Annotated in this window: 17 protein-coding genes; 8 read left to right on the top strand and 9 right to left on the bottom strand. The window is 46.1% G+C overall.

What is annotated here, in order from left to right; genetic code table 11:
• Nucleotides 1–6 precede the first annotated feature (6 nt).
• Nucleotides 7–2,820: a TonB-dependent receptor gene (locus tag QQL36_RS09410; RefSeq protein ID WP_321569588.1), complete on the bottom strand. Its 2,814-nt coding sequence runs from the start codon at nucleotides 2,818–2,820 to the stop codon at nucleotides 7–9.
• A gap of 391 nt (nucleotides 2,821–3,211) precedes the next feature.
• Between QQL36_RS09410 and QQL36_RS09405 the strand changes: the two genes are divergently transcribed.
• Together QQL36_RS09405 and QQL36_RS09400 are read left to right on the top strand one after the other, a co-directional pair.
• Nucleotides 3,212–3,562, top strand: coding sequence for a carboxymuconolactone decarboxylase family protein (locus tag QQL36_RS09405; protein ID WP_083724409.1), 351 nt, complete (start codon nucleotides 3,212–3,214; stop codon nucleotides 3,560–3,562).
• A 106-nt stretch (nucleotides 3,563–3,668) separates the two neighbouring features.
• Nucleotides 3,669–4,703, top strand: coding sequence for a 2-oxoacid:ferredoxin oxidoreductase subunit beta (locus QQL36_RS09400; protein WP_083724407.1), 1,035 nt, complete (start codon nucleotides 3,669–3,671; stop codon nucleotides 4,701–4,703).
• 140 nt (nucleotides 4,704–4,843) lie between these two features.
• On the opposite strand, the gene QQL36_RS09395 is transcribed toward QQL36_RS09400, so the two are convergent.
• Together QQL36_RS09395 and QQL36_RS09390 are read right to left on the bottom strand one after the other, a co-directional pair.
• Nucleotides 4,844–5,494, bottom strand: a complete 651-nt coding sequence (locus tag QQL36_RS09395) for a LysE family translocator (RefSeq protein ID WP_083724405.1) — start codon at nucleotides 5,492–5,494, stop codon at nucleotides 4,844–4,846.
• 92 nt (nucleotides 5,495–5,586) lie between these two features.
• Nucleotides 5,587–7,125, bottom strand: a complete 1,539-nt coding sequence (locus tag QQL36_RS09390; RefSeq protein WP_083724403.1) for a GH3 family domain-containing protein — start codon at nucleotides 7,123–7,125, stop codon at nucleotides 5,587–5,589.
• 192 nt (nucleotides 7,126–7,317) lie between these two features.
• On the opposite strand from QQL36_RS09390, the gene QQL36_RS09385 reads away from it, so the two are divergent.
• From QQL36_RS09385 to QQL36_RS09360, 6 genes are all read left to right on the top strand, one after another.
• Nucleotides 7,318–8,091: an inositol monophosphatase family protein gene (locus tag QQL36_RS09385; RefSeq protein ID WP_179091170.1), complete on the top strand. Its 774-nt coding sequence runs from the start codon at nucleotides 7,318–7,320 to the stop codon at nucleotides 8,089–8,091.
• A gap of 8 nt (nucleotides 8,092–8,099) precedes the next feature.
• Nucleotides 8,100–9,134: a thiamine-phosphate kinase gene (thiL, locus tag QQL36_RS09380; protein WP_083724401.1), complete on the top strand. Its 1,035-nt coding sequence runs from the start codon at nucleotides 8,100–8,102 to the stop codon at nucleotides 9,132–9,134.
• Nucleotides 9,135–9,282: 148 nt separating this feature from the next.
• Complete coding sequence (locus tag QQL36_RS09375) at nucleotides 9,283–10,542, top strand: hypothetical protein (protein ID WP_321569587.1); 1,260 nt, start codon at nucleotides 9,283–9,285, stop codon at nucleotides 10,540–10,542.
• 12 nt (nucleotides 10,543–10,554) lie between these two features.
• Nucleotides 10,555–10,989 carry a ubiquinol-cytochrome c reductase iron-sulfur subunit gene (locus QQL36_RS09370; protein ID WP_083724397.1) on the top strand — a complete coding sequence of 145 codons (435 nt, stop codon included), beginning with the start codon at nucleotides 10,555–10,557 and terminating at the stop codon, nucleotides 10,987–10,989.
• Between the two features lie 9 nt (nucleotides 10,990–10,998).
• Nucleotides 10,999–12,075 carry an imelysin family protein gene (locus QQL36_RS09365; protein ID WP_321569586.1) on the top strand — a complete coding sequence of 359 codons (1,077 nt, stop codon included), beginning with the start codon at nucleotides 10,999–11,001 and terminating at the stop codon, nucleotides 12,073–12,075.
• Nucleotides 12,076–12,131: 56 nt separating this feature from the next.
• Nucleotides 12,132–13,511: a di-heme oxidoredictase family protein gene (locus QQL36_RS09360; protein ID WP_083724393.1), complete on the top strand. Its 1,380-nt coding sequence runs from the start codon at nucleotides 12,132–12,134 to the stop codon at nucleotides 13,509–13,511.
• A 183-nt stretch (nucleotides 13,512–13,694) separates the two neighbouring features.
• Here the strand turns inward: QQL36_RS09360 and QQL36_RS09355 are convergent, their stop codons facing one another.
• Genes QQL36_RS09355 through QQL36_RS09330 form a run of 6 tightly spaced genes read right to left on the bottom strand, consistent with a single transcriptional unit; the run spans nucleotide 13,695 to nucleotide 20,585 of the window.
• Nucleotides 13,695–15,377 carry an ArnT family glycosyltransferase gene (locus tag QQL36_RS09355; RefSeq protein WP_083724391.1) on the bottom strand — a complete coding sequence of 561 codons (1,683 nt, stop codon included), beginning with the start codon at nucleotides 15,375–15,377 and terminating at the stop codon, nucleotides 13,695–13,697.
• 20 nt (nucleotides 15,378–15,397) lie between these two features.
• The gene (gene nagA, locus QQL36_RS09350) at nucleotides 15,398–16,507 is read right to left on the bottom strand and encodes an N-acetylglucosamine-6-phosphate deacetylase (RefSeq protein ID WP_321569585.1); all 1,110 of its coding nucleotides are present in this window, start codon (nucleotides 16,505–16,507) and stop codon (nucleotides 15,398–15,400) included.
• 26 nt (nucleotides 16,508–16,533) lie between these two features.
• Entirely contained in the window at nucleotides 16,534–16,917 is a 384-nt protein-coding gene (locus QQL36_RS09345; RefSeq protein ID WP_321569584.1) for a VOC family protein, read from the bottom strand.
• Nucleotides 16,917–17,711 (bottom strand): amidohydrolase, encoded by a 795-nt coding sequence (locus tag QQL36_RS09340; RefSeq protein ID WP_083724385.1) that lies wholly within the window; start codon nucleotides 17,709–17,711, stop codon nucleotides 16,917–16,919. Before QQL36_RS09340 ends, QQL36_RS09345 begins: the two co-directional genes overlap by 1 nt.
• 58 nt (nucleotides 17,712–17,769) lie before the next feature.
• Nucleotides 17,770–18,231, bottom strand: a complete 462-nt coding sequence (locus QQL36_RS09335; protein ID WP_321569583.1) for a regulatory protein RecX — start codon at nucleotides 18,229–18,231, stop codon at nucleotides 17,770–17,772.
• The gene (locus QQL36_RS09330; protein WP_083724381.1) at nucleotides 18,231–20,585 is read right to left on the bottom strand and encodes an ATP-dependent helicase; all 2,355 of its coding nucleotides are present in this window, start codon (nucleotides 20,583–20,585) and stop codon (nucleotides 18,231–18,233) included. The genes QQL36_RS09335 and QQL36_RS09330 overlap by 1 nt, the downstream gene beginning before the upstream one ends.
• Nucleotides 20,586–20,799 lie beyond the last annotated feature (214 nt).

Below are 20,799 nucleotides of genomic sequence, written 5' to 3'. Positions count from 1 at the left end.
GCTCTTTTATAAGTCAAACTTCACACCGAAGTTATATCTCGGCCTATAATACTCCGCCTGCATTGTTCTTGAAGAAATTCCCTGATAATACCTTAATGGCTGATTAGTCAGGTTATTCGCCTCCGCAAAAAAGCGCCAGTTCTTTGCAAATTTGTAAGACGCATTTGCATCTAAAAAGAACTGCTTGTCATAATAGCTATCATCAAAATCACTACCACCCAATGCATCCAGGTAAGCCTCTGTATAGTTACCAGAAACTCTTGCGGTAAAGCGCTTATTTTCGAATGAAATGGAAGCATTAAACATATGTGGTGCTGTACCCGGTAAGGTAACACCAGTACGCTTTTCACCATCAGAATTATACACACCACTCGCTGTAGATTTTGTGTAAGTATAGTTCACATACACACCAAAACCTTTTGCAAATCCGGGCAGAAAATCCAGCTGGCGCTGTAACGCTACTTCAAATCCATACACCTTTACATTATCACCATTACGCGCTTGTTTGTACGTCCAGTTCTCACCATCAGGAATCGGGTTTGTAGCAGTGCTACCATAATCAGCCGTGAAATCTGCAGCAGAATAAGACGCATCTTTGAATGTATAAATGAAGTCATTGATACTCTTATAGAACACGCCACCAGACAGGATACCTACTGATTTAAAATACTGCTCTGCCATGATATCAAAGTTCCATGCATACGCAGCTTTCAGATCGGGATTGCCCGCACTGATCGCAGCATCATCTGCCACACTGCTGACATAAGGTGCGATATCATAGTAGTTAGGACGCGCGATTGAAGTAGTCGCTGCTGCACGCAGTACTAAATCATTATTTACATTATACCGGAAAGTTACACCCGGCAATACATTCAGATAACTGTTCTTTACATTACGCTGACCAGTCAGATCTTCTTCATCTTCTACTACGTTACCTTCATAGTCGATAGCGGTATTTTCCAGACGTACACCCGCAATCATTGAGAGTTTGGATGTAAAGTCCTGATCCCAGCGAACATAACCAGCAGTGATGGTTTCATTTGCTTTGTAGTTCGCTGACAGATACTCCGCAGGATTATCTTCACCTGTGAACTTACTTGCATCATTCAGGTTCAGACTACCTAAATATTCTTTAGATACAAATGAACCACGGCTATATTTGGAACCCGGCTGATAACCTGCACCTGTATAGCTTACCAGCGGCATAGTTGCCAGTGAACCATACTCTGTTACTGGCTCATAATCGAAGTAGTTATTCTCACGTTTCTTATCCTTGATGCGCATTCTTCCACCTACACGCAAACGACCTTTCTGATCAGGCAGAATGCTGAATGGAAAACGCAGATTCAATTTCAGGCCCAACTCATTCTCGCGGGTATAATCATGATTCTCCGACAGGGAATTGAAGTTCAGATCTTCATCAGTTACGGTCGTTGTTACCAATGGAAAACGGGTGTTAGAAAGATCCAGAGATACTGGTGCATCTTTCACACGGAACTCCATATAACGTTCGTTCGGACGATCTTCGCTGGCAGATGAATAGCTCACTGCCCAGTCCAGGTCGACCTTACTACCCAGCAGGTGTTCACCACGCACAGAGTAGTTCTGAACACGCTGGTCTTCCAGTCTTCTACCTTTATTTCTATCATTGTTGATACCACCTTTGGTTTCACGACGTACCTGACCGGTATAACTACTGATGCTGCCATCATCGGCATACTCAGGTTCGATATCGCTATACCTCAGGCGGTAACGGTTTTCACGGTCATCGCGCCAGTTGTACATCGCATTGAGGTAGATGGTATTTTTAGGATTGATCTTATAGTCAAGTGCAGCGGATAAGCTACGACGGATGCGCTGTACATTGTAAGTACGCACCTCCATTTCTTCGGTGTATACATGTCCTGCGTCATCTTTTTTCCAGGTAGCTTCCACATCGTCGGAGCCGTAGTCGTTGTTATTGTAAGAAGCACTTACAACTGCACCCAGTTTGTTGTTGAAGAAGCGGTTACCCAATACCAGACCACCGGTGTACAATGGTTTGTTACGGATAGGATTCACACCACCGGAGAGGGTGGCAGATACACGCAAGCCATTGGGTGCTGCGCGGGTCACGAGGTTCACAGAACCACCGATTGCATCTGCATCCATATCAGGGGTGAGGGTTTTGTTTACTTCGATAGTTTGCACCATGTCAGAAGGAATGAGGTCCATCTGTACACGGCGGTTATCACCTTCGGCAGAAGGGATCCTGTCGCCGTTCATAGTTACTGAGTTCAGCTCAGGAGCCAGACCCCGGATAATGATGTTACGGGCTTCCCCCTGGTCGTTCTGCATGGTTATACCTGGAATACGCTTCATCGCATCGCCGATGTTCGCATCCGGGAAACGGCCAATCTGGTCAGCAGACACGATATTGGTGACGTTTGGATTGTTTTTCTGCTGGTTCAGGGCTTTTGCCTGACCGCGCAGACGGTCACCCACAACCAATACCTCTTTTCCGGCTATTCCACCGGCTTCGAGTTGCAGTTTCAACTCAGTGGTTTTGCCTGCAGCCACGGATACTTCCTGTGTGTAAGATTGGTAGCCAATGTAAGTAACTTCGAGTGTGTAGGTACCAACCGGAACGCCGAGAAATTCGAATTTACCCTGCTGGTTGGACACTGTGTAATGATTACCTGGTTTCAGTTTCAGGGTGGCTCCCGGGAGGGACAAAGCCTGATTTTTGTCGACGATACTACCGGTTAACAAGCCGGTAGTCTGACCCAGACAAATGACGCTGAGCCACGAGAAGAGCATTGTGAAAATTAACTTCCGCATAAAGGTTGAATTAATGTGTGGGGGTTTTTCGCATAGTTGAATAGAAGCAGGTTCCCCAGACCTGCAGGTGAGCATTTAGTTCAAAACATGTGGTTGAATAGTGGTGCAAAGGAAATATTCTAATGTTACGCCACTGTTAAGGAGGCGAAAAAATTGGTTTCGACTTCGACGGAAGTGTTTTTGCGGGGCGCCTGCGGCAGGCTTTGAGGGCTAAATGATTACTAATAGTTATGACCTATAACCCGCAGTTATGGCAAAGCTTACAATTAGCTAATTATCAACAACTTAATAAATCATGCTTTTGCACTCCCAAACCTATAGTCTACCCGTTAAGTAGATTGATTTATATTTGGGAATCGTTTCATAGCTTTATTGTGACAAATACAACAAAATGGCAGACGAGATAAAAGCATTTAACGATTACCGGGAAAAGATGAATGAGGTCATTCTGGGTAAACAAAACAAAGTGATCAACCGGTTATTCAACCTGGACACCAACACTTATATGGAAGGTGCCCTTAGTACAAAAGTGAAAGAAATGCTGGGGTTGGTTTCGTCTATGGTATTACGTTGCGACGACTGCATCAAATACCATTTGGGCAAATGCCACGAGCAGGGAATCACCACTGAAGAGATGTACGAAATTTTTGCAGTAGCTAATATAGTTGGGGGTACCATCGTAATACCACATACAAGAAGAGCGGCTGAATATTGGGAAGCTTTGTTGGCACAGGAAAGCTGATTGTGGTCAGTTCCCTATATAAGTATTCCGGATTGCGCAATCCCTATCGGGATACAATTCGTAACTTTGCCAACCAATTATAACTTTTTCTATTAACAATACAACAATGTCAACAGCAACTATAGCTCCGCAGGCGTTAACGGCGAAGGATTTTGCAACGGACCAGGAAGTACGCTGGTGCCCGGGTTGCGGAGATTATTCTATATTGAAACAGGTGCAGACCATTATGCCTGGATTGGGCATACCGAAAGAGAACATCGTGATCGTTTCCGGTATTGGCTGTTCATCCCGTTTTCCATACTATATGAATACCTACGGCATGCACTCCATCCATGGCCGTGCTACTGCGATCGCATCTGGTCTTAAAGCCGTGCGTCCTGAGCTGAGTGTGTGGATTGTGACTGGTGATGGTGATGGTTTGTCCATCGGTGGTAACCACACGATTCACCTGCTGCGCCGTAACTTTGATGTCAATGTAATGCTGTTCAACAACCAGATCTATGGTCTGACCAAAGGACAGTACTCCCCTACTTCTGAAACCAGCAAGGTGACGAAGTCTACACCTTATGGCAGTATTGACCATCCGTTCAACCCAATGGCGCTGGCGCTGGGTGCTGATGCGTCTTTCATTGCCAGAAGTATGGACCGCGATCCTAAACACCTGCAGGAAATGCTGAAACGCAGCCATGCGCATAAAGGTGCTTCTTTCCTCGAGATCTATCAGAACTGTAACATCTTTAATGATGGCGCTTTTGAAGTGTTTACGGAGAAGTCAAGCAAGGCTGAGCAGGCCATCTTTGTAGAGCAGGGACAGCCGTTGGTATTTGGTGCACAGAAGAACAAGGGTATCCGTCTGGATGGATTGAAACCTGTGGTAGTTGAGCTGGGTGCTGAGTATAGTGCAGATGACCTGTGGATCCATGATGAGCATGATTTCTATAAGGCACAGATATTGACCCGTATGTTCGACGATCCGCGTATTGAAGGACATTTCCCACGTCCATTCGGCGTGTTTTATCAAGGGTTCCGTCCTACTTATGAGGAGCAATTAAATTTCCAGGTAGAGGATGCATTTAGCAAGAGAGGTCCTGGGGATTTGGATAAGTTGCTGGCTGGTAAGGAAACATGGACAATTAAATAAGCGCTTTTAATCCACCAATAAATAAAAAAAGCATCTTCCGCAAGGGGATGCTTTTTGTTTTATAATGAAAAACGTGCTTTTACCTTCGGTAAAAGCGCGTTTTTCGCAGAGCGCCTGTGGCAAGGCTCTAAATTCGATTATTAATGGCCCAGGGCACTTACATTAAATACCATTTGATACAACAACAGCACTCCAAACACAATCATACTCGCCCCGGATATCTTATTCAACCACTTTACATTCGTCAGGGTCAGCTTATGCCTGATCTTATCCGCCACAAATACCTTCAATATATCTGTAGATAACACCCATACCAGGCATACTCCGTAAGTAATAATCTTATGCCCCGTCGTGTGCGGACTATTCGAAACACAGATACCCAACCAGAATAGTATTACACCGGGATTCAGGGAATTCATCAGGAATCCTGCCAGCCAGATCTTTAAATAATCATGGGTCCGGAACATCTCCGGCTTTTCATCGCCGGTACTGATCTTCACCTTTTTGAACAGAAGGCCATATAGCCCCATACAAATCAGTAAACTCCCACCAACAATACCAATAGGTTTATTATATTCCTTCAGATCCAGAAAAAACGCTGTGGCCAGATTCCCCAGCAGCACATAAAATATATCACTGAATGATACACCCAGCGCAAAACTGATCCCAGCCTTGAAGCCGTTATTTACACTATATTTTATTATCGCGAAGATGACGGGGCCGACAGATACGGATAAAACCAGTCCAAGTGCCACTCCGGAGAAGACCGCTGATAAGAAAGCAGATGTCATGCGCTACAAAATTCCTATCTAAAAATAAGGGGTAACTCTTCCCTTTGTTGATGAAGTTACCCCTCTTTTAACTTTATAATTCGTTAATTATCTTACACTGACTTCAGCCTGGATGCCAGAAAGTTCTCCCAATCTTTCAATTTATCACCTTTCATCACACGTGGGAACTTGTTCATTGCACCTTCCTTACCCTTTACGCGCAGGTAGTCGATGAACACATCTTTTGGCAGGATTTCAACAAAGATCTCCTTCAGTGCAGAGGTACGTTCTACTGCATAATCGTCATTTACCTCGCTCAGGGTCTGGTCAATGATCTCACGGACACGGTTACTGTCTACATTCACATCGTCCGTACCGATAAACCAGCGGTGAGCAAACAGGTTCTCATGTGGGAAACCTGCTACGGTAAATTCATTGACAGTTATACCCAGCTTCTTCTGCACGGCATCGATCGCATTGTTCATGTTATCGATACTCATGTGTTCGCCACAGAGGCTCAGGAACTGCTTGGTACGACCTACAATGATGATTTCATGTTCTTTTACGGAAGTAAACTTCACAACGTCACCAATCAGGTAGCGCCATGCACCGGCACAGGTCGACAGCATCACCGCATACTCCACATCTTCCACCACCTCATGGATCATGTAAGACTTAGGATTTGGTTTTACTTCGCCATCGCTGGTAAAGTTCTCTTCTGTAAATGGAATGAATTCGTAGAAGATGCCCGCATTCAGGACCAGTTTAATGCCCCTTACATTCGGACGGGCCTGGAAGCCGAAGGAGCCTTCCGAAGCCATATATGTTTCAATGAAATTGATCGGTTTACCCAGCAGTTTCTGGAAACTGTCACGGTAAGGCTCGAAGCTAACGCCTCCATGGATGTACACAGCCAGGTTTGGCCAGATCTCATGGATGTTCTTTACCCCGTGGTACTTGATGATCTCTGCCAGTACAATCTGTACCCAGGCAGGCACCCCACATACCGTACCTACATCCCACTGTGGCGCCTTGCGCACAATAAGCTTGATACGCTGTTCCCAGTTTGGCTTTTTGGAAATGTTCCCGCCTGGTTTGTAGAAACGTCTGAACCAACGGGGGATATTCTTTGCCTGAATACCACTCATATCTCCTTCATAGTAATCCCCTTTTTCGTATAGGGCAGTCGTACCACCCAGCATGAGGATCCCTTTGGAGAACGATTTAGGAGGAATGTCGAAGTTAGCCATAGAATACAGCTGCTTAACACCCACCTTCTTCACGTTACGCAGCATATCGCGGGTAACAGGTATGTGCTTGCTCGCAGATTCGGAAGTTCCCGAACTGAGGGCGAAATATTTGATCTTCTCAGGCCAGCTTACATTAGCCTCTCCTTCCAGACACTTATACCACCAATCCGCATGCATCTTGTTATAGTTGTGTACGGGTACAGTGGAACGATAATTAGCGATGATATTCGGGCTATTGAGTATGTCCTGGAAGTTGTAATGCTGACCGAACTGCGTATCCTTAGCTTTCGTAAGTAGCCGGTACAATACCTGTAACTGATACTGGCGTGGCGTACCTAACTTGAATGTGAACTTCTTCCTGATGCGCAGTGACCTGGATATAAGATTACCTAAAATGGCCATTAATTACCTTCTTCTTTATAAACTGCAAAAATACGGCGAATTTCGGATTGGGTGGAGACTCAATTTTATCAGACCGGCCGTTAGCAGCCTGAACATTCAACTACCAATTTTTGTCCCCTCTTGGCAATCCTATACAAACATATTACTAAAAACGATATGGGCAGTAAAAAAATTGAAACGTACCTTTGCCCTATGTTAAAAGAAACCCTTCTCAAGGCAACACAGGCTGGCGGACAAGTTTTACAGCATTATTTCAACGGGGCTTTTCAGATCAGCAGCAAAAGTACCATCAATGACCTGGTAACGGAAGCGGATAAAGGGGCAGAAACTGCCATCTTCAAGGTCATCCAGGATACTTACCCTGACCATTTTATCCTCAGTGAGGAGTCGGGTGAACTGGTAACCACCTCTAACACCAAATGGATTATTGATCCACTGGATGGTACAGTGAACTTTGCTCATGGTATTCCTATCTGCTGCGTAAGCATTGGGGTGGAGGTAGATGGAGAAATGGTACTGGGAGCTGTGTACAATCCCTTCCTGAATGAATTCTACTTTGCAGAAAAAGGGAAAGGGGCTACGCGGAACGACAAGCCTATTCACGTATCTGCGAAGACAGATCTGGGTAGTGCCTGCATGGCAACGGGTTTCCCTTACCAGTGGGAAGGTGGTGAAAATGATCCGGTAGATATTTTTGCTTACTTCGTAAAGAGAGGACAGGCAGTGCGCCGCCTCGGCTCTGCCGCGATTGACCTGTGCTGGGTAGCTGACGGTCGCTTTGACGGCTATTATGAGCATACACTGAATGCCTGGGATGCTGCTGCCGGCTTCCTTATCGTGGAAGAAGCAGGTGGTAAAGTAACCGATTTTAAAGGCAATAGATACTCACCTTACCAGCGCACGCTGATTGCCACCAATGGCAATATTCATCAGCAACTGGTAGATGTCGTTAATGGAAAATTCTGAACAAAACAATGAGTGAAGAAAGAACCGAGATAAACTCGTTAGGCGAATTTGGCCTGATCGATCTCCTGACTAAAAATATTGAAATCCAGCAGGCCAGTACTGTACTGGGTGTGGGTGACGATGCTGCCGTGATAGATCACTTTGGCCGTCAGACAGTGGTATCTACCGACATGCTGGTGGAAGGTATTCACTTTGACCTGATGTATACCCCGCTCAAGCACCTGGGATACAAGTCTGTAACGGTGAACCTCTCCGACATATATGCCATGAATGCAACGCCTACCCATATTACGGTGAGCATTGCCTTCAATAATCGTTTTTCGGTGGAGGCACTGAATGAGTTTTACGAAGGTGTATATGCCGCCTGTGAGAAATATGGTGTGGACCTGATTGGAGGTGATACTTCCAACTCTCAGAAAGGGTTTATCATCAGCGTAACAGCTATTGGTGAGGTAGCACCTGACCAGTTTGTGAGGCGCTCCACTGCCCAAAAAGGCGACCTGCTATGCGTATCCGGCGATCTGGGTGCTGCATTCCTGGGTCTCACCCTGCTGGAAAGAGAGAAGAAGATCTACCTGGAAAGTCCGCAGTTGCAGCCCGACCTGGAAGACCAGACCTATATCATAGGCCGTCAGCTGAAACCAGAAGCAAGAAAGAATATCGTCGAGTGGCTGGAGAAGAACGACATCAAGCCTACAGCTATGATGGATGTAAGTGATGGGCTGAGCTCTGAAATCCTGCATATCTGTAAGCAGTCTAACCTGGGCGTGGTGCTGTACGAAGAGAAGATCCCGATTGCACAGGAGAGTAAGGAAATGGCGCTGAAGTTTGGGATGGATCCAACCGCATGTGCATTGAGTGGTGGCGAAGACTATGAGCTGCTGTTTACCATGAAGCAGGAAGACTATGATAAGATCGTATTGTCCGAAGAAATCAGTGTGATCGGGTATATGGCAGATATCAGCGAAGGAGCACACATCCTTACGAAAGGTGGAAATAAGTTTAAGTTGGTAGCGCAGGGATGGAATGCGTTCAAGCAATAAAACACTAAAGCATTGATTTTAAAAAGCGCTTCTCTCCGAAGCGCTTTTTTGATAACAAATATTTCCGTTTTGGATCATTAATTTTCCGTCTTGCGTAATGTAACCCGTTGTTTTTCAGTAGACATTTGTCTCTCTGTAAAACAACTCCATGATACTGAAGCATGCGCTGATCCTAACACTAGGCAGCATCGTAATCTCCTTTCAACCAATTTTCTCTCAACAAATCACGCCGGCGCAGAAATTAGTCCTTAATACCGGAGAAGATTCTCTGACTGCAGGTACATCTTCCAGCAGAACTGTCATTTCCGGCTATGGCTCAGCGTTCTACCAGCGTGATATGAATGAACAAATGGCCCGCGCCACGCTTGAAAGGGTCGTATTATTTGTAGGACACCAGTTTAATTCCAGAATCGCCTTCTTTAGCGAAATGGAACTGGAAAATGCGAAAGTTCAACCCAATGCCGTAGACAACGGCTTTGCCGGTGAAATTTCGATGGAACAGGCCTACCTTAAATTTAGCCTCAATCCACGCCAGTACATCGTAGCTGGCTTGTTCGTGCCGCGCATCGGTATCCTGAACGAAAACCACCTCCCTGTCAATTTCAATGGTGTAGAAAGACCGATGGTTGAGCAACTCGTGATCCCCGCTACCTGGCGGGAACTGGGTATCGGCTTTTACGGGAGGGCACGCCGTATACCGCTCAACTATACACTGGCAGTGGTCAATGGACTGAACGACGCCACCTTCTCTCACGGTTCGGGTGTGGTAGATGGCAAGGCAGAAGGGAGTGGCGCTTATGCCAATAACCTCGCTGTCACCGCCAGCCTGCAATACTACTGGCAGAACTTCCGCTTCCAGGTATCCGGTTATGCCGGTGGTACCAATGGCCTCAATGCCCGTAAGTCGGATAGTCTGAAACTTAGTCATGGTACCTTCAGCCTCCCCATCTACCTGGGCGAAGCAGATATTATGTACAGCAGCAATGGATTCTCTGCCAAAGCAATTGGTACAATCATTTCCTTCCCCAATGCAGCTGATGTAAACAGGGCATACGCCAACAACGTGGCCAAGGTGATGTACGGTGCTTATGGCGAACTGGCCTATAACCTGCTGGAAAAATCTGTGAAGTACAAGGAGCAACAGCTGAACGTATTTGGCAGGTATGAAATGCTTGACCTCAATTCGTCCATCCCGTCGAACGGTATCTACGATGGTAAACTGAAACAGCAACATATTATTGCCGGTTTCAGCTACCTGCCCATACCCAACATAGCGATCAAGGCAGATGTGAGATTGTTGCATACCGGCGCTGAAAACCCAGCACTGGTCATCAATCCAAGCCCTGCACGGGTTCCTTACAAGGTCAATAACTCTCTCCTGAATATTGGTATCGGTTACTCATTCTGACAATCGTGATTTATGGAAAACAATGGCAGAAGAACTTTTCTGAAAGATACCTGCAAGATCTGTGTACTGGGCGCTGTATCTTTTTCTATAGCTGACTTTCTGGCTGCCTGCGGCACCACACAGAAAGGGTTTAAAACTACTGTTGACGACCGTAAGGTCACTGTGCCCCTGACTCTCTTTGATGCAGGCAATGCACAAATCATCAGCCCCAAAAACTACGAATACGAAATAGCCGTACAAAAGAGCCCTGACAATACATATCAGGCTTTACTACTACGCTGTACACATCAGCACAATCCGCTCGTACCTACCGGCAACGGCTACCTGTGCAGCCTCCATGGCAGCCAGTATGATAAAACCGGTAAGGTCAAAAAAGGCCCTGCTGAAAAACCACTTCCTACGCTGCAAACGGAAACCACGGCTACCAATTTGATCATATATATATAACCAAACATCATGAAAAAACTTGTATTACTATTCACTGTAGGAGTCTTTACTATCCTGTCCTGTAGCAAAAACAGCGACAACGATACTTCTACCAGTGATTTTGCTGCCCTGGAAGATTCGGTGATTGTAAACTTTGTAAACAAAACGGCTATTCCAGGCTATGAAGACCTCCTGGCTAAAGCTACTACTTTCAACAATGTAGTAACTGCCCTCAACTCCTCACCTACCGAAGCGAATCTGACTGCTGCAAAGACAGCCTGGAAAGATATGCGTAAGACCTGGGAACAATGCGAAGGCTACCTGTTCGGCCCTGTTGAAGATGATAACTATGATCCAAATATGGATACATGGCCGGTTGACTATGTACAAATGGACTCTCTGCTCAATAGCTCCAATGCACTGGAAATAGCTGACATCGAAGGGCTGGCTACACTCTCTCTGAGAGGTTACCACCCGATTGAATATATTCTGTGGGGTACCGATGGTAATCGCGCTGCCACTGACCTGACTGCCCGTGAAAAGAAATACATTACCAGTTTGACTATAGACCTGAAAAATACCTGTACTAAACTGCGTGACAGCTGGATCACTTCGGGTGGTAATTACTCTGCAAAAGTAATGGATGCAGGTATAGGTGCGCAGCCATTCCCAACCAAGCAAAGCCTTTTTACCGCTATGGCAGCGGCTTTGGCAGACATCTGCGGAGAAGTAGGTGAGTCTAAAATGAAGGAGCCTTATGATGCACAGGATCCGAATATTGTAGAATCACCATTCAGCGGTAACTCAACGACTGACTTCAAGAACAATATTGTGGGTGCTTATGACGTATATATGGGAACCTTTCTGGGTAGCAATGGTAAAAGTCTCCATGCGCTGGTAGCAGCTAAAAACCTGAGCCTGGACAATAAGATACAGCAACAGTTCCAGGCAGCCATCGGTTCTTTTGATGCTATCACCATGCCTTATGAAAAAGCGATCATTAGCCAAAGAGGCTTATGCACAACCACCATGAGTAACCTGGTAACGCTGAAAGGCTCCATTGAAGACGATCTTGAGAATTTCATCCTCACTAATATCAAAGATTGATTTGAACCAGCCGGCACTTCTTGCGAAGGCCGGCTACTTTTTTAATATACTTTTCAATGCGGATAAGGAAGATCTATTTAGCAGCAGCTTTATTAGCCAGCCCTTCATTGCTGATGATGTGTACCAAACCGGCTCCCTTCAGCGATGAGGAATATGACCCGCGATTGAGCGGAGGCGCTGCTACCGTATTTGATGCGACCAGCAAAGCTTTTGGCAACGTCATACCTGGCCTGAGCAGCTATGACCAGCATGTACACGACCTGGGCGATAACAGCGTAGACCAGACATTCGTAACAGCACCGGCTACTATCAATAGTGGTTTAGGGCCTATCTTCAACAATGTGAGTTGTCGTAGCTGTCACCATAACGATGGAAAGGGAAGTCCTACCACAGGTACAGTGACATCCTCGATGCTGATGCGGTTGAGTATTCCTGGTACGGATGCACATGGAGGGCCGCTGGCGGTGCCGGGATTTGGTTTACAATTGCAGGATCTGGCAGTGTTCGGGAAGACAGCAGAAGCTTCTGTGAAGATCACCTATACTGAGCAGGTGTTTACATATCCCGATGGTACAGTTACTACGCTACGTAAACCCACTTATACTTTCGTCAATCCTTATACTTCACTACCTGTGGACCTGATGGTGTCGCCACGTATGGCGCCGCCTTTCTTTGGGTTGGGATTGCTGGTCAACATTCCTGAATCGACGATCCTATCTTTTGCAGATGAAAATGATGCAAATGGAGATGGTATAAGTGGAAGACCTAATTATGTATATGATTCTTCGCAACAAAAAATGATGTTAGGTCGGTTTGGGATGAAGGCGAATACCGCTACGATCCTTACACAAGCAGCGGCAGCGTATCAGCAGGATATGGGGATTACGAACAGGATCTTTCCACAGGAAAGTACGTTTGGACAACCACAGATGGATAACCTGAATGATGATCCGGAGCTGGCGGATTCGTTGCTGAATTCAGTGGAGTTTTATTTGTTGTCTCTGGCGGTGCCGGCCAGGAGGAATACAACCAATACAGATATCATGGCGGGTGAAAAGTTGTTTGCACAGGTGGGGTGTTCCAATTGTCATATTCCAACGATTCAAACTGGGGTGGATGTGCGGTATCCGTATTTAAGTAATCAGCGTATACATCCTTATACAGATCTGTTATTGCATGATATGGGTGATGGACTGGCGGATGGCAGACCGGATTTCAGAGCGGGTGGTAGTGAGTGGAAAACGCCGGCGCTGTGGGGTGTGGGGTTATTTGAGAAGACGAATGGGACGCCGTTTTATTTGCATGATGGAAGGGCGAGGACGTTGGAAGAGGCTGTGTTGTGGCATGATGGGGAGGCGGCGAAGGTGAAGGGGAAGTTTACTGAGTTGACGGCGGGGGAACGGGGACAGGTGATATCATTTTTAAAATCACTCTGAGGCTGACCAAAAAGTAATGGTCAGCCTCATTTTATTCGGGTACCTGATGGAGCCCTGTCATCGTTTAAGCAATTGTCAGGACCTTCATTTTGCTTTTTGGTCAGCCTCAGAAAGCCAAAAGGGCGGTCAGCGAAGCTGACCGCCCTTTTGGTGACTGCCATTTTAATGACAGTGCATTGGGTTTTATTGGACGATAACTTTGACTGCCTGGCTATTATGTGTGGGCGGTAATACGCCCGCAAATACACAGAATTTCAACTGGTACGTACCTGGTTTATCAGGCATTTGTACCTCTATTCTCACTATTCTTCGTTCTATTGCTTTACTGATTGTCAGCACTGTTTTTACCGCAGGTATTTCTAAATCTTTTTGCGTAAAAGCATACCCTACTACCGCTTCATTCGCTGTATCTACAGGTACAGCTTCATGATACCCATTATCCACCTGCAACAGGAATCCCATAGTTGCACCTGGCTTTACTTTCACCTGTTGCATAGCTGCTTTAAACTGGATCAGCGAATAGGAATAATAAGGATCCTGTAAATGGAATTTCACCAATCCTTTTGAGGTATTGAAACTATCCGTCACCGGAATAAGCTCCGTTGAGTAGGTAATTTCTACCTGTTTACCCCACAGCTGCTTTTCCGTTTCCCAATAGTTATACTGACTACGGCGGTTGTACCGGCTATTGATACTATACCCCAAACCATTGTCACTATAAAACATGTATTTGGAAGGCTGCTGGTAACTATTCAAAAATACGATCGGACGGCCACCGGCATGTTCCTGCAAGGCCTTTGCCCACTCCCTGTTATGATGTATTTCAGGACGGATATTTACACCAGGCATGAAGTCCCATATCAGGTATACACGGGCAACGAATACAAGTACCAATGTAACAGGCGCCAGGTATTGAATCACTTTCAGTGAACGACGAATAGATCTCTTTCTTCTTACTGACTGATGCGCCAACACCATCACTGGTGTAAACAACATTACTGTCCAGTTAGCCTCTACCCTGCCCTTGAATGTACTGAACAGGAAGAACACCAGCACCCCGATTGTACAGAACTTCAACGCTCTTTCAAAAGCACTCTGGATGGGACATACAAAAGCATAATACAACACTAACCAACCTGCCAGCGGACCAAATAACAGGATCTGCCCAAGGATGTATTCTATCGTAAAATTCAGCTGATAAACGGAGGCATTCCTTTCTATCAGGTGATACTGCAGGGAAGGAAAATTATGTGTGTATTGCCAGTATAAATGCGGAAAGAATAAGATCGTAGTGATGGCTACAGCTATATAAAACTTGAATACCCGCAGGAGATTCAGGTTAGAGAGCACAGTAAATCCTACCAGCAATACCCCATGGTATTTGCTATAAAACATCAGCGCCATACTCAATGCCAGCAGGAAAGTATTTCTCCAGCTTTGCTGTTCGAGGAACGCTCTGTAGATGTAAAAGTATAATGCTGCAAAGAAGATCAACGGCACATCAGGCACAGCCAGCATACCACCCAGCTGCATAGCGCCCATTACCAGCAACAAAAGGTAAAAGAGGCGGTTATCCTTGCGGGGAATAAGTTTATCAGTAACGATAATGGTCCCCAGGTTCAGGATCACCATGCCGATTCGTACACCAAATTCATTGTGAAAAAGGCCATAACCCAGTTTGATCAACACTGCGACCATCGGCGGGTGGTCGAAGTACCCCCAGCTCAGGTGATGGGCATACACCCAATAATAAGCTTCATCATCCATCAGTTCTGTATAACCTGCCTGTATCAAGCAAAGCAGGAACCAGACCAACAGGAAAAGGTTCTTATATTGATTCTTGGTAAAGTAGCGTAGAATGCCCATGAATTAACTGGTTAAAGCCGCTAAGATAAGATAAGTTGCTGTAAGGCCCACCTTTCATCCAGTACCAGCATGGCTGTGCGGAATCCAGGGGCGATGCGGCCCAGCTCCATAGAGAGTCCTGCTACTACCGCAGGATAAGCTGCCGCCATTCGCAAAGCTTCCTGAGGTGCAATACCTACCTGTGCAATACAGTTCTGTACAGCTTCCAGCATGGTGAGTGCAGAACCGGATAAGGTGCCATTCGCATCTTCATAACGACCACTTTCGGTATTCCAATGAAATCCATAGTCCTCTCCATGACTACCTGCTACAGCGTCGGTGATCAGGAACAGACGGTTGCCCATGATCTTCTTGCTGATGCGGATAGTATTGAAGTCTACATGTATACCATCGGCTACCACACTCGCATGTACATGCGGATGATCATAGATAGCCCCCACCATACCGGGTGCCCTGCTTTGCAGTTGAGACATGGCATTGAAGAGATGTGTACAGGTAGTAATACCATTGTCAAATGACTGGTAAAGCTGTTGGTAGGTACCATTGCTATGACCTGCAGATACCAGCACTCCTGCTTCCTGCAGGCGGTTGATGAGTGCAGGGTCCCAACGCTCAGGCGCCACTGTCATCATTTTTACGATACCGGCGCCATGTGTTAATATCCAGTCTATATCTTCTGAAGTAGGTGCTTTGATGTATTTCGGTAGGTGTGCTCCATTCTTCTCGGGGCTGATATAAGGACCTTCCAGGTGTAGGCCTAAGCATCCTTCTCCTCCCTGTTCCCAATATTCCTTTACAGCAGCGATAGATTGTAGAATAATTTCAGGTGATTGTGTAGGAATGGTGATCATAAAGTAAGCTGCACCACCAGCTTTGCAATATTCATACGTCGCTTTGATAGATTCCACATCCGGTAAGACAGGGAAATAACGACCATTGCCACCGTAAATCTGTAAGTCAATGAATGCGGGTACCAGGTCAGCACCGTTCAGGTCATGGATTGTAGCGTGGGCGGGAATTGCTTTTTGGGATACAATATCAGTGATCCTACCGTTTTCCGAAAGTACTACATGGTCTTCGAGCCAGTTGTCGCCAGTGAATATCCTGCAATTGCTATACGCATTCAGCATGGGTTATGTTTTATGATCCGCCGGGCTCACTGTTCATATAGCTCCAGTGGTAACCCATCCGGATCGGTAAAGAATGTAAACCTCTTTTCGGTATGGGGGTCAATACGAACAGGCTCTGTGATTACATCGTGGGTCTTCAGGTGAGCCACGGCCTTGTCGATATCAGACACTGCAAATGCCAGGTGACGCAGACCGTTCGCCTCCGGCTGGGATGGCCGGGGCGGGGGATCAGGAAATGAAAATAGTTCGATCACATACTGCCCATTCAATGCAAGATCCAGCTTGTACGATTTTCGTTCCAGCCGGTATACTTCACGGATTATTTCCAATCCGAGTATTTCCGTATAGAATTGCTTACTCCGCTCATAGTCTGAGCAGATCACTGCAATATGATGAATAGCTTGTAACATTAAAACAACTGAAATTTATCAGCATCCCTGAGGAAAGGAATTTTCTCCCTTATGTCGTCCAGTTTGGCACGCTCAAGTGTAGTACTAAAAATATCTTCGTCGTGACTCTTTCTGTATAATATTTCACCCAGTGGGTCAATGAGGCTGGTGTCACCACTGTGGTAGATGCCATTACCATCGTCTCCTACCCTGTTCACACCAATTGCATATACCTGGTTTTCGATGGCACGTGCCTGAATCAGTGTTTTCCAGGCGGTGCTACGGCGCTCAGGCCAGTTAGCTACGTTGATGAGGAGGTCGTATGCAGGCGCATTGGTGTCACTATTGATCTGGTTACGCTGCCATACGGGGAAACGCAGGTCGTAACAGATGTTAAGGCATATTTTCCACCCTTTTACGGAAGCGATCAGGCGGGTATCGCCAGCTGAGTAGTGTTTATCTTCACCGGCATATGCAAAGCGGTGACGTTTGTCGTAAACACCGGCTACGCCGTTTGGCTGCATCCAGATGAAGCGGTTGTAATATTCTCCATCTTCTTCGATGATCAGGCTTCCGCCGATAATGATGTTTTTCTCTGCTGCTTTTTTAGCCATCCACTGCACTGCCTTGCCATCCATCTTTTCTGCCAGCTTTTCAGACTGCATGCTGAAGCCTGTGCTGAACATTTCAGGAAGGATTACTACTTCGGTTCTTTCCTTGATGCTATCAATTTTTTCATTGAACATGTTCAGGTTAGCATCAATGTCTTCCCAATGCAATTTGGTCTGTATAAGTGTTACTTTCAGATCTGACATAAATTATCGGTTTCTAATTGCATAAAATTACGATGACTTCGGCTAAAAACTTTTAAAATTATAGCCCATCTTTTGCAATTTGTCTAAGGGTTTCACTTACCAGCTCGGGTTCGAACCCTTTTTGTAACAGGTATTGGGTCGTCTTGTACTGTCTTTTCAGGTATTGTTCTCCTTCCAGAGACGCATATTTCTTCTCCACCAGCGATTGCAGCACATCCATATAATCCTCATCATCAATCTCTTCCATGCCTTTTTTGATGCAGTAAGCAGATACCTGGTGTTGCCTGAGGCCTGCCAGGATCTTTTTGCGTCCCCACTTCTGTGAGCGGAATTTACCACCGGCATAGGCACGGGCAAATCGCTCTTCGTTCAGGAAGTTGTCAGCAATCAGCGCTGCAATAGCTTCCTCTATCTCATCACCATGCAGCCCCAGCTCAAGGCATTTTGTTTTCACCTCGCTGTGGCTGCGTTCCTGATAGGCACAGTAATGACGTAATTTTAAGAGAATAGCAGTCTGCATTATTTCTTTACGATCATCAATCGTGCATAGTTCAGCATAATCTTTTTCTCCCCGCCGCCCTTAGGGAATACAACGGTTGCAATACGATTGTTAGGTGCTCCCTCCATATTGAGGATGGTACCAAAACCGAATTTCTGGTGTTCCACATCCATACCAGCTTCCATAGTAGCCGGATCGTCCGGCGTAAAACCGGCAGTAGGCACATGGGTGCTGGCAGCACCGTTGGCAACGGGTTTAGGTGCAGGGCGTGGACCGGCAACAGGCTGGGAAGACTGGCTACCTGGTGTTTTCTTCTGCATACGGTCGAACATGTTGCTACCACCGCCATTGCCCCATAGGCCACCACCACTGTTGATCGGGCTTCTGGTACCTACAGCACCACCACCTGCATAGCTGCGGTCAATGTATTGCTCAGGCATTTCCTCGAGGAAACGGCTGGATTCATTATTGACCAGCTGACCGAAGCGGTAACGGCTGTTTGCATAAGTGAGAAACAATCTTGCCTTCGCACGGGTGATCACCACATAGAAAAGACGGCGTTCTTCTTCCAGCTCTTCTCTTGAATTGATAGAGAGGGAACTTGGGAAAAGGTTTTCTTCCAGACCTACGCTGAATACTACCGGGAATTCCAGGCCTTTTGCAGCATGGATCGTCATGAGTTTCACCACATCACTGTCTTCGTCGTTGCCTTTGTCAGCATCGGTGAGCAGGGTGATTTGCTGTAGATAGGTACCCAGTGATTTTTCCAGCAGCTCACCATCTTCAGTAGGTGTTTCGGTAAACTCCTTCACAGAGTTCAGGAGCTCCTGGATGTTCTCGTAGCGGGCGAGACCTTCGGTCGTTTTATCGTTGAAGAGTTCTTTGACGATGTTAGTAGACTTACCCACCTGTACGGCGATGTCGTAAGCATTGTGTTTACCCTGCATAGCCTGGAAACTACGGATCATAGTCACGAAGTTCTCAATAGCTTCCAGTGTACCTCCTTTAAATCCGAATTCCTGCGCTCTTTCCAGCACGTTCCAGAAGGTGATATTGTGGTCGTTGGCGAAGATCACTACTTTTTCGACAGTGGTTTTACCAATTCCGCGGATCGGGTAGTTGATGATGCGTTTCAGGCTTTCTTCATCGGATGGGTTCATCACGATGCGCAGGTAAGCCACGAAGTCTTTGATTTCCTTACGCTGATAGAATGAGATACCACCATAGATACGGTACGGTACAGCTTTGCGGCGCAGGTTTTCTTCAAATGCACGGCTTTGTGCATTGGTACGGTACAGGATAGCAAAATCCCTGTTTGCGTAGTGGTTGCGCAGTTTTTGTTCGGCAATGGTTTCGGCTACGAATTTGCCTTCTTCATTGTCGGTCATGGTGCGCACCAGTTTTATCTTTTCACCATTTGGATTGTCTGTCCACAGGTTCTTTTCGATCTGTCCTTTGTTGTTAGCGATCACATCGTTGGCAACCTGGAGAATGGATTTGGTACTACGATAGTTCTGTTCCAGTTTTACCACCCTGGCATCGTTGTAATCCTTCTCGAACTGGAGGATGTTCTGGATGGTAGCACCACGGAAGGAGTAGATACTTTGTGCATCGTCTCCCACCACACAGATATTTTCATGTGCAGCGCCCAGCAGTTTGATGATTTCGTACTGAGCAGGGTTGGTATCCTGGTACTCATCGATCATGATATATTTGAATTTGTGCTGGTATTTGTGCAGTACTTCGGGGAAGTTCTTCAGGAGTTGGTACATTTTGAAGAGCAGGTCATCGAAGTCCATTGCGCCGTTTTTGAAGCAGCGTTTGGCATACATTTCATACAGCTTGCCGGTCATGGGGCGGTTGGCCCTCATATCTTCCTGCTGGATGGCGTAATCGTGCTGGTATTCTTCAGGGCCTACGAGGTTATTTTTGGCGGAGGATATGCGGTTATAGACCATATTAGGTTTATAATGTTTATCGTCCAGATTTTGCTCGTTTATGATTGTTTTCAGTACGCTTTTCGCATCGTCAGCATCATAAATAGTAAAGTCGTTGGGGTAACCGAGGCGATGTGCTTCGGCCCTTAACAAACGGGCAAATACGGAGTGGAAGGTACCGATGTAGAGGTTCCTGGCTTCGGTACCGCCGAGAATTTTTTCCACACGTTCCTTCATCTCTTTAGCTGCCTTGTTGGTAAAGGTCAGTGAGAGAATATTAAAAGCATCTACACCATTGTGGAGCAGGTGGGCGATACGGGTGGTAAGTACTTTCGTCTTACCGGAACCAGCACCCGCTACGATCATCAGCGGGCCTTTGATATGCTCAACTGCTTCGCGCTGCCGCTCATTCAGTTCGTCTAAGTAATTAGCCTTCATTATGTATATTAAAAATCCACATTACCATCAGGAACTGATGGGTAAAAATTTAAAGGGAAGCCGTAAAAATACGAATTAAATTCATGTACCCATCGCTGAATGTGGAAAGCGGTGCGGGATGCAGGTTTTAGGGTATTTTTAATTTGTTAAGGTAAAGAGAAATAATGCCCACGCAGATGGCAAAATCTGCGATAACGAATTGTCCCAATTTCAT

Source organism: Chitinophaga sp. LS1 (genome assembly GCF_034274695.1).
Lineage (GTDB): Bacteria > Bacteroidota > Bacteroidia > Chitinophagales > Chitinophagaceae > Chitinophaga.
Note: the sequence above shows the minus strand (reverse complement) of the source record. Positions and strands in the feature narration are given on the sequence as shown.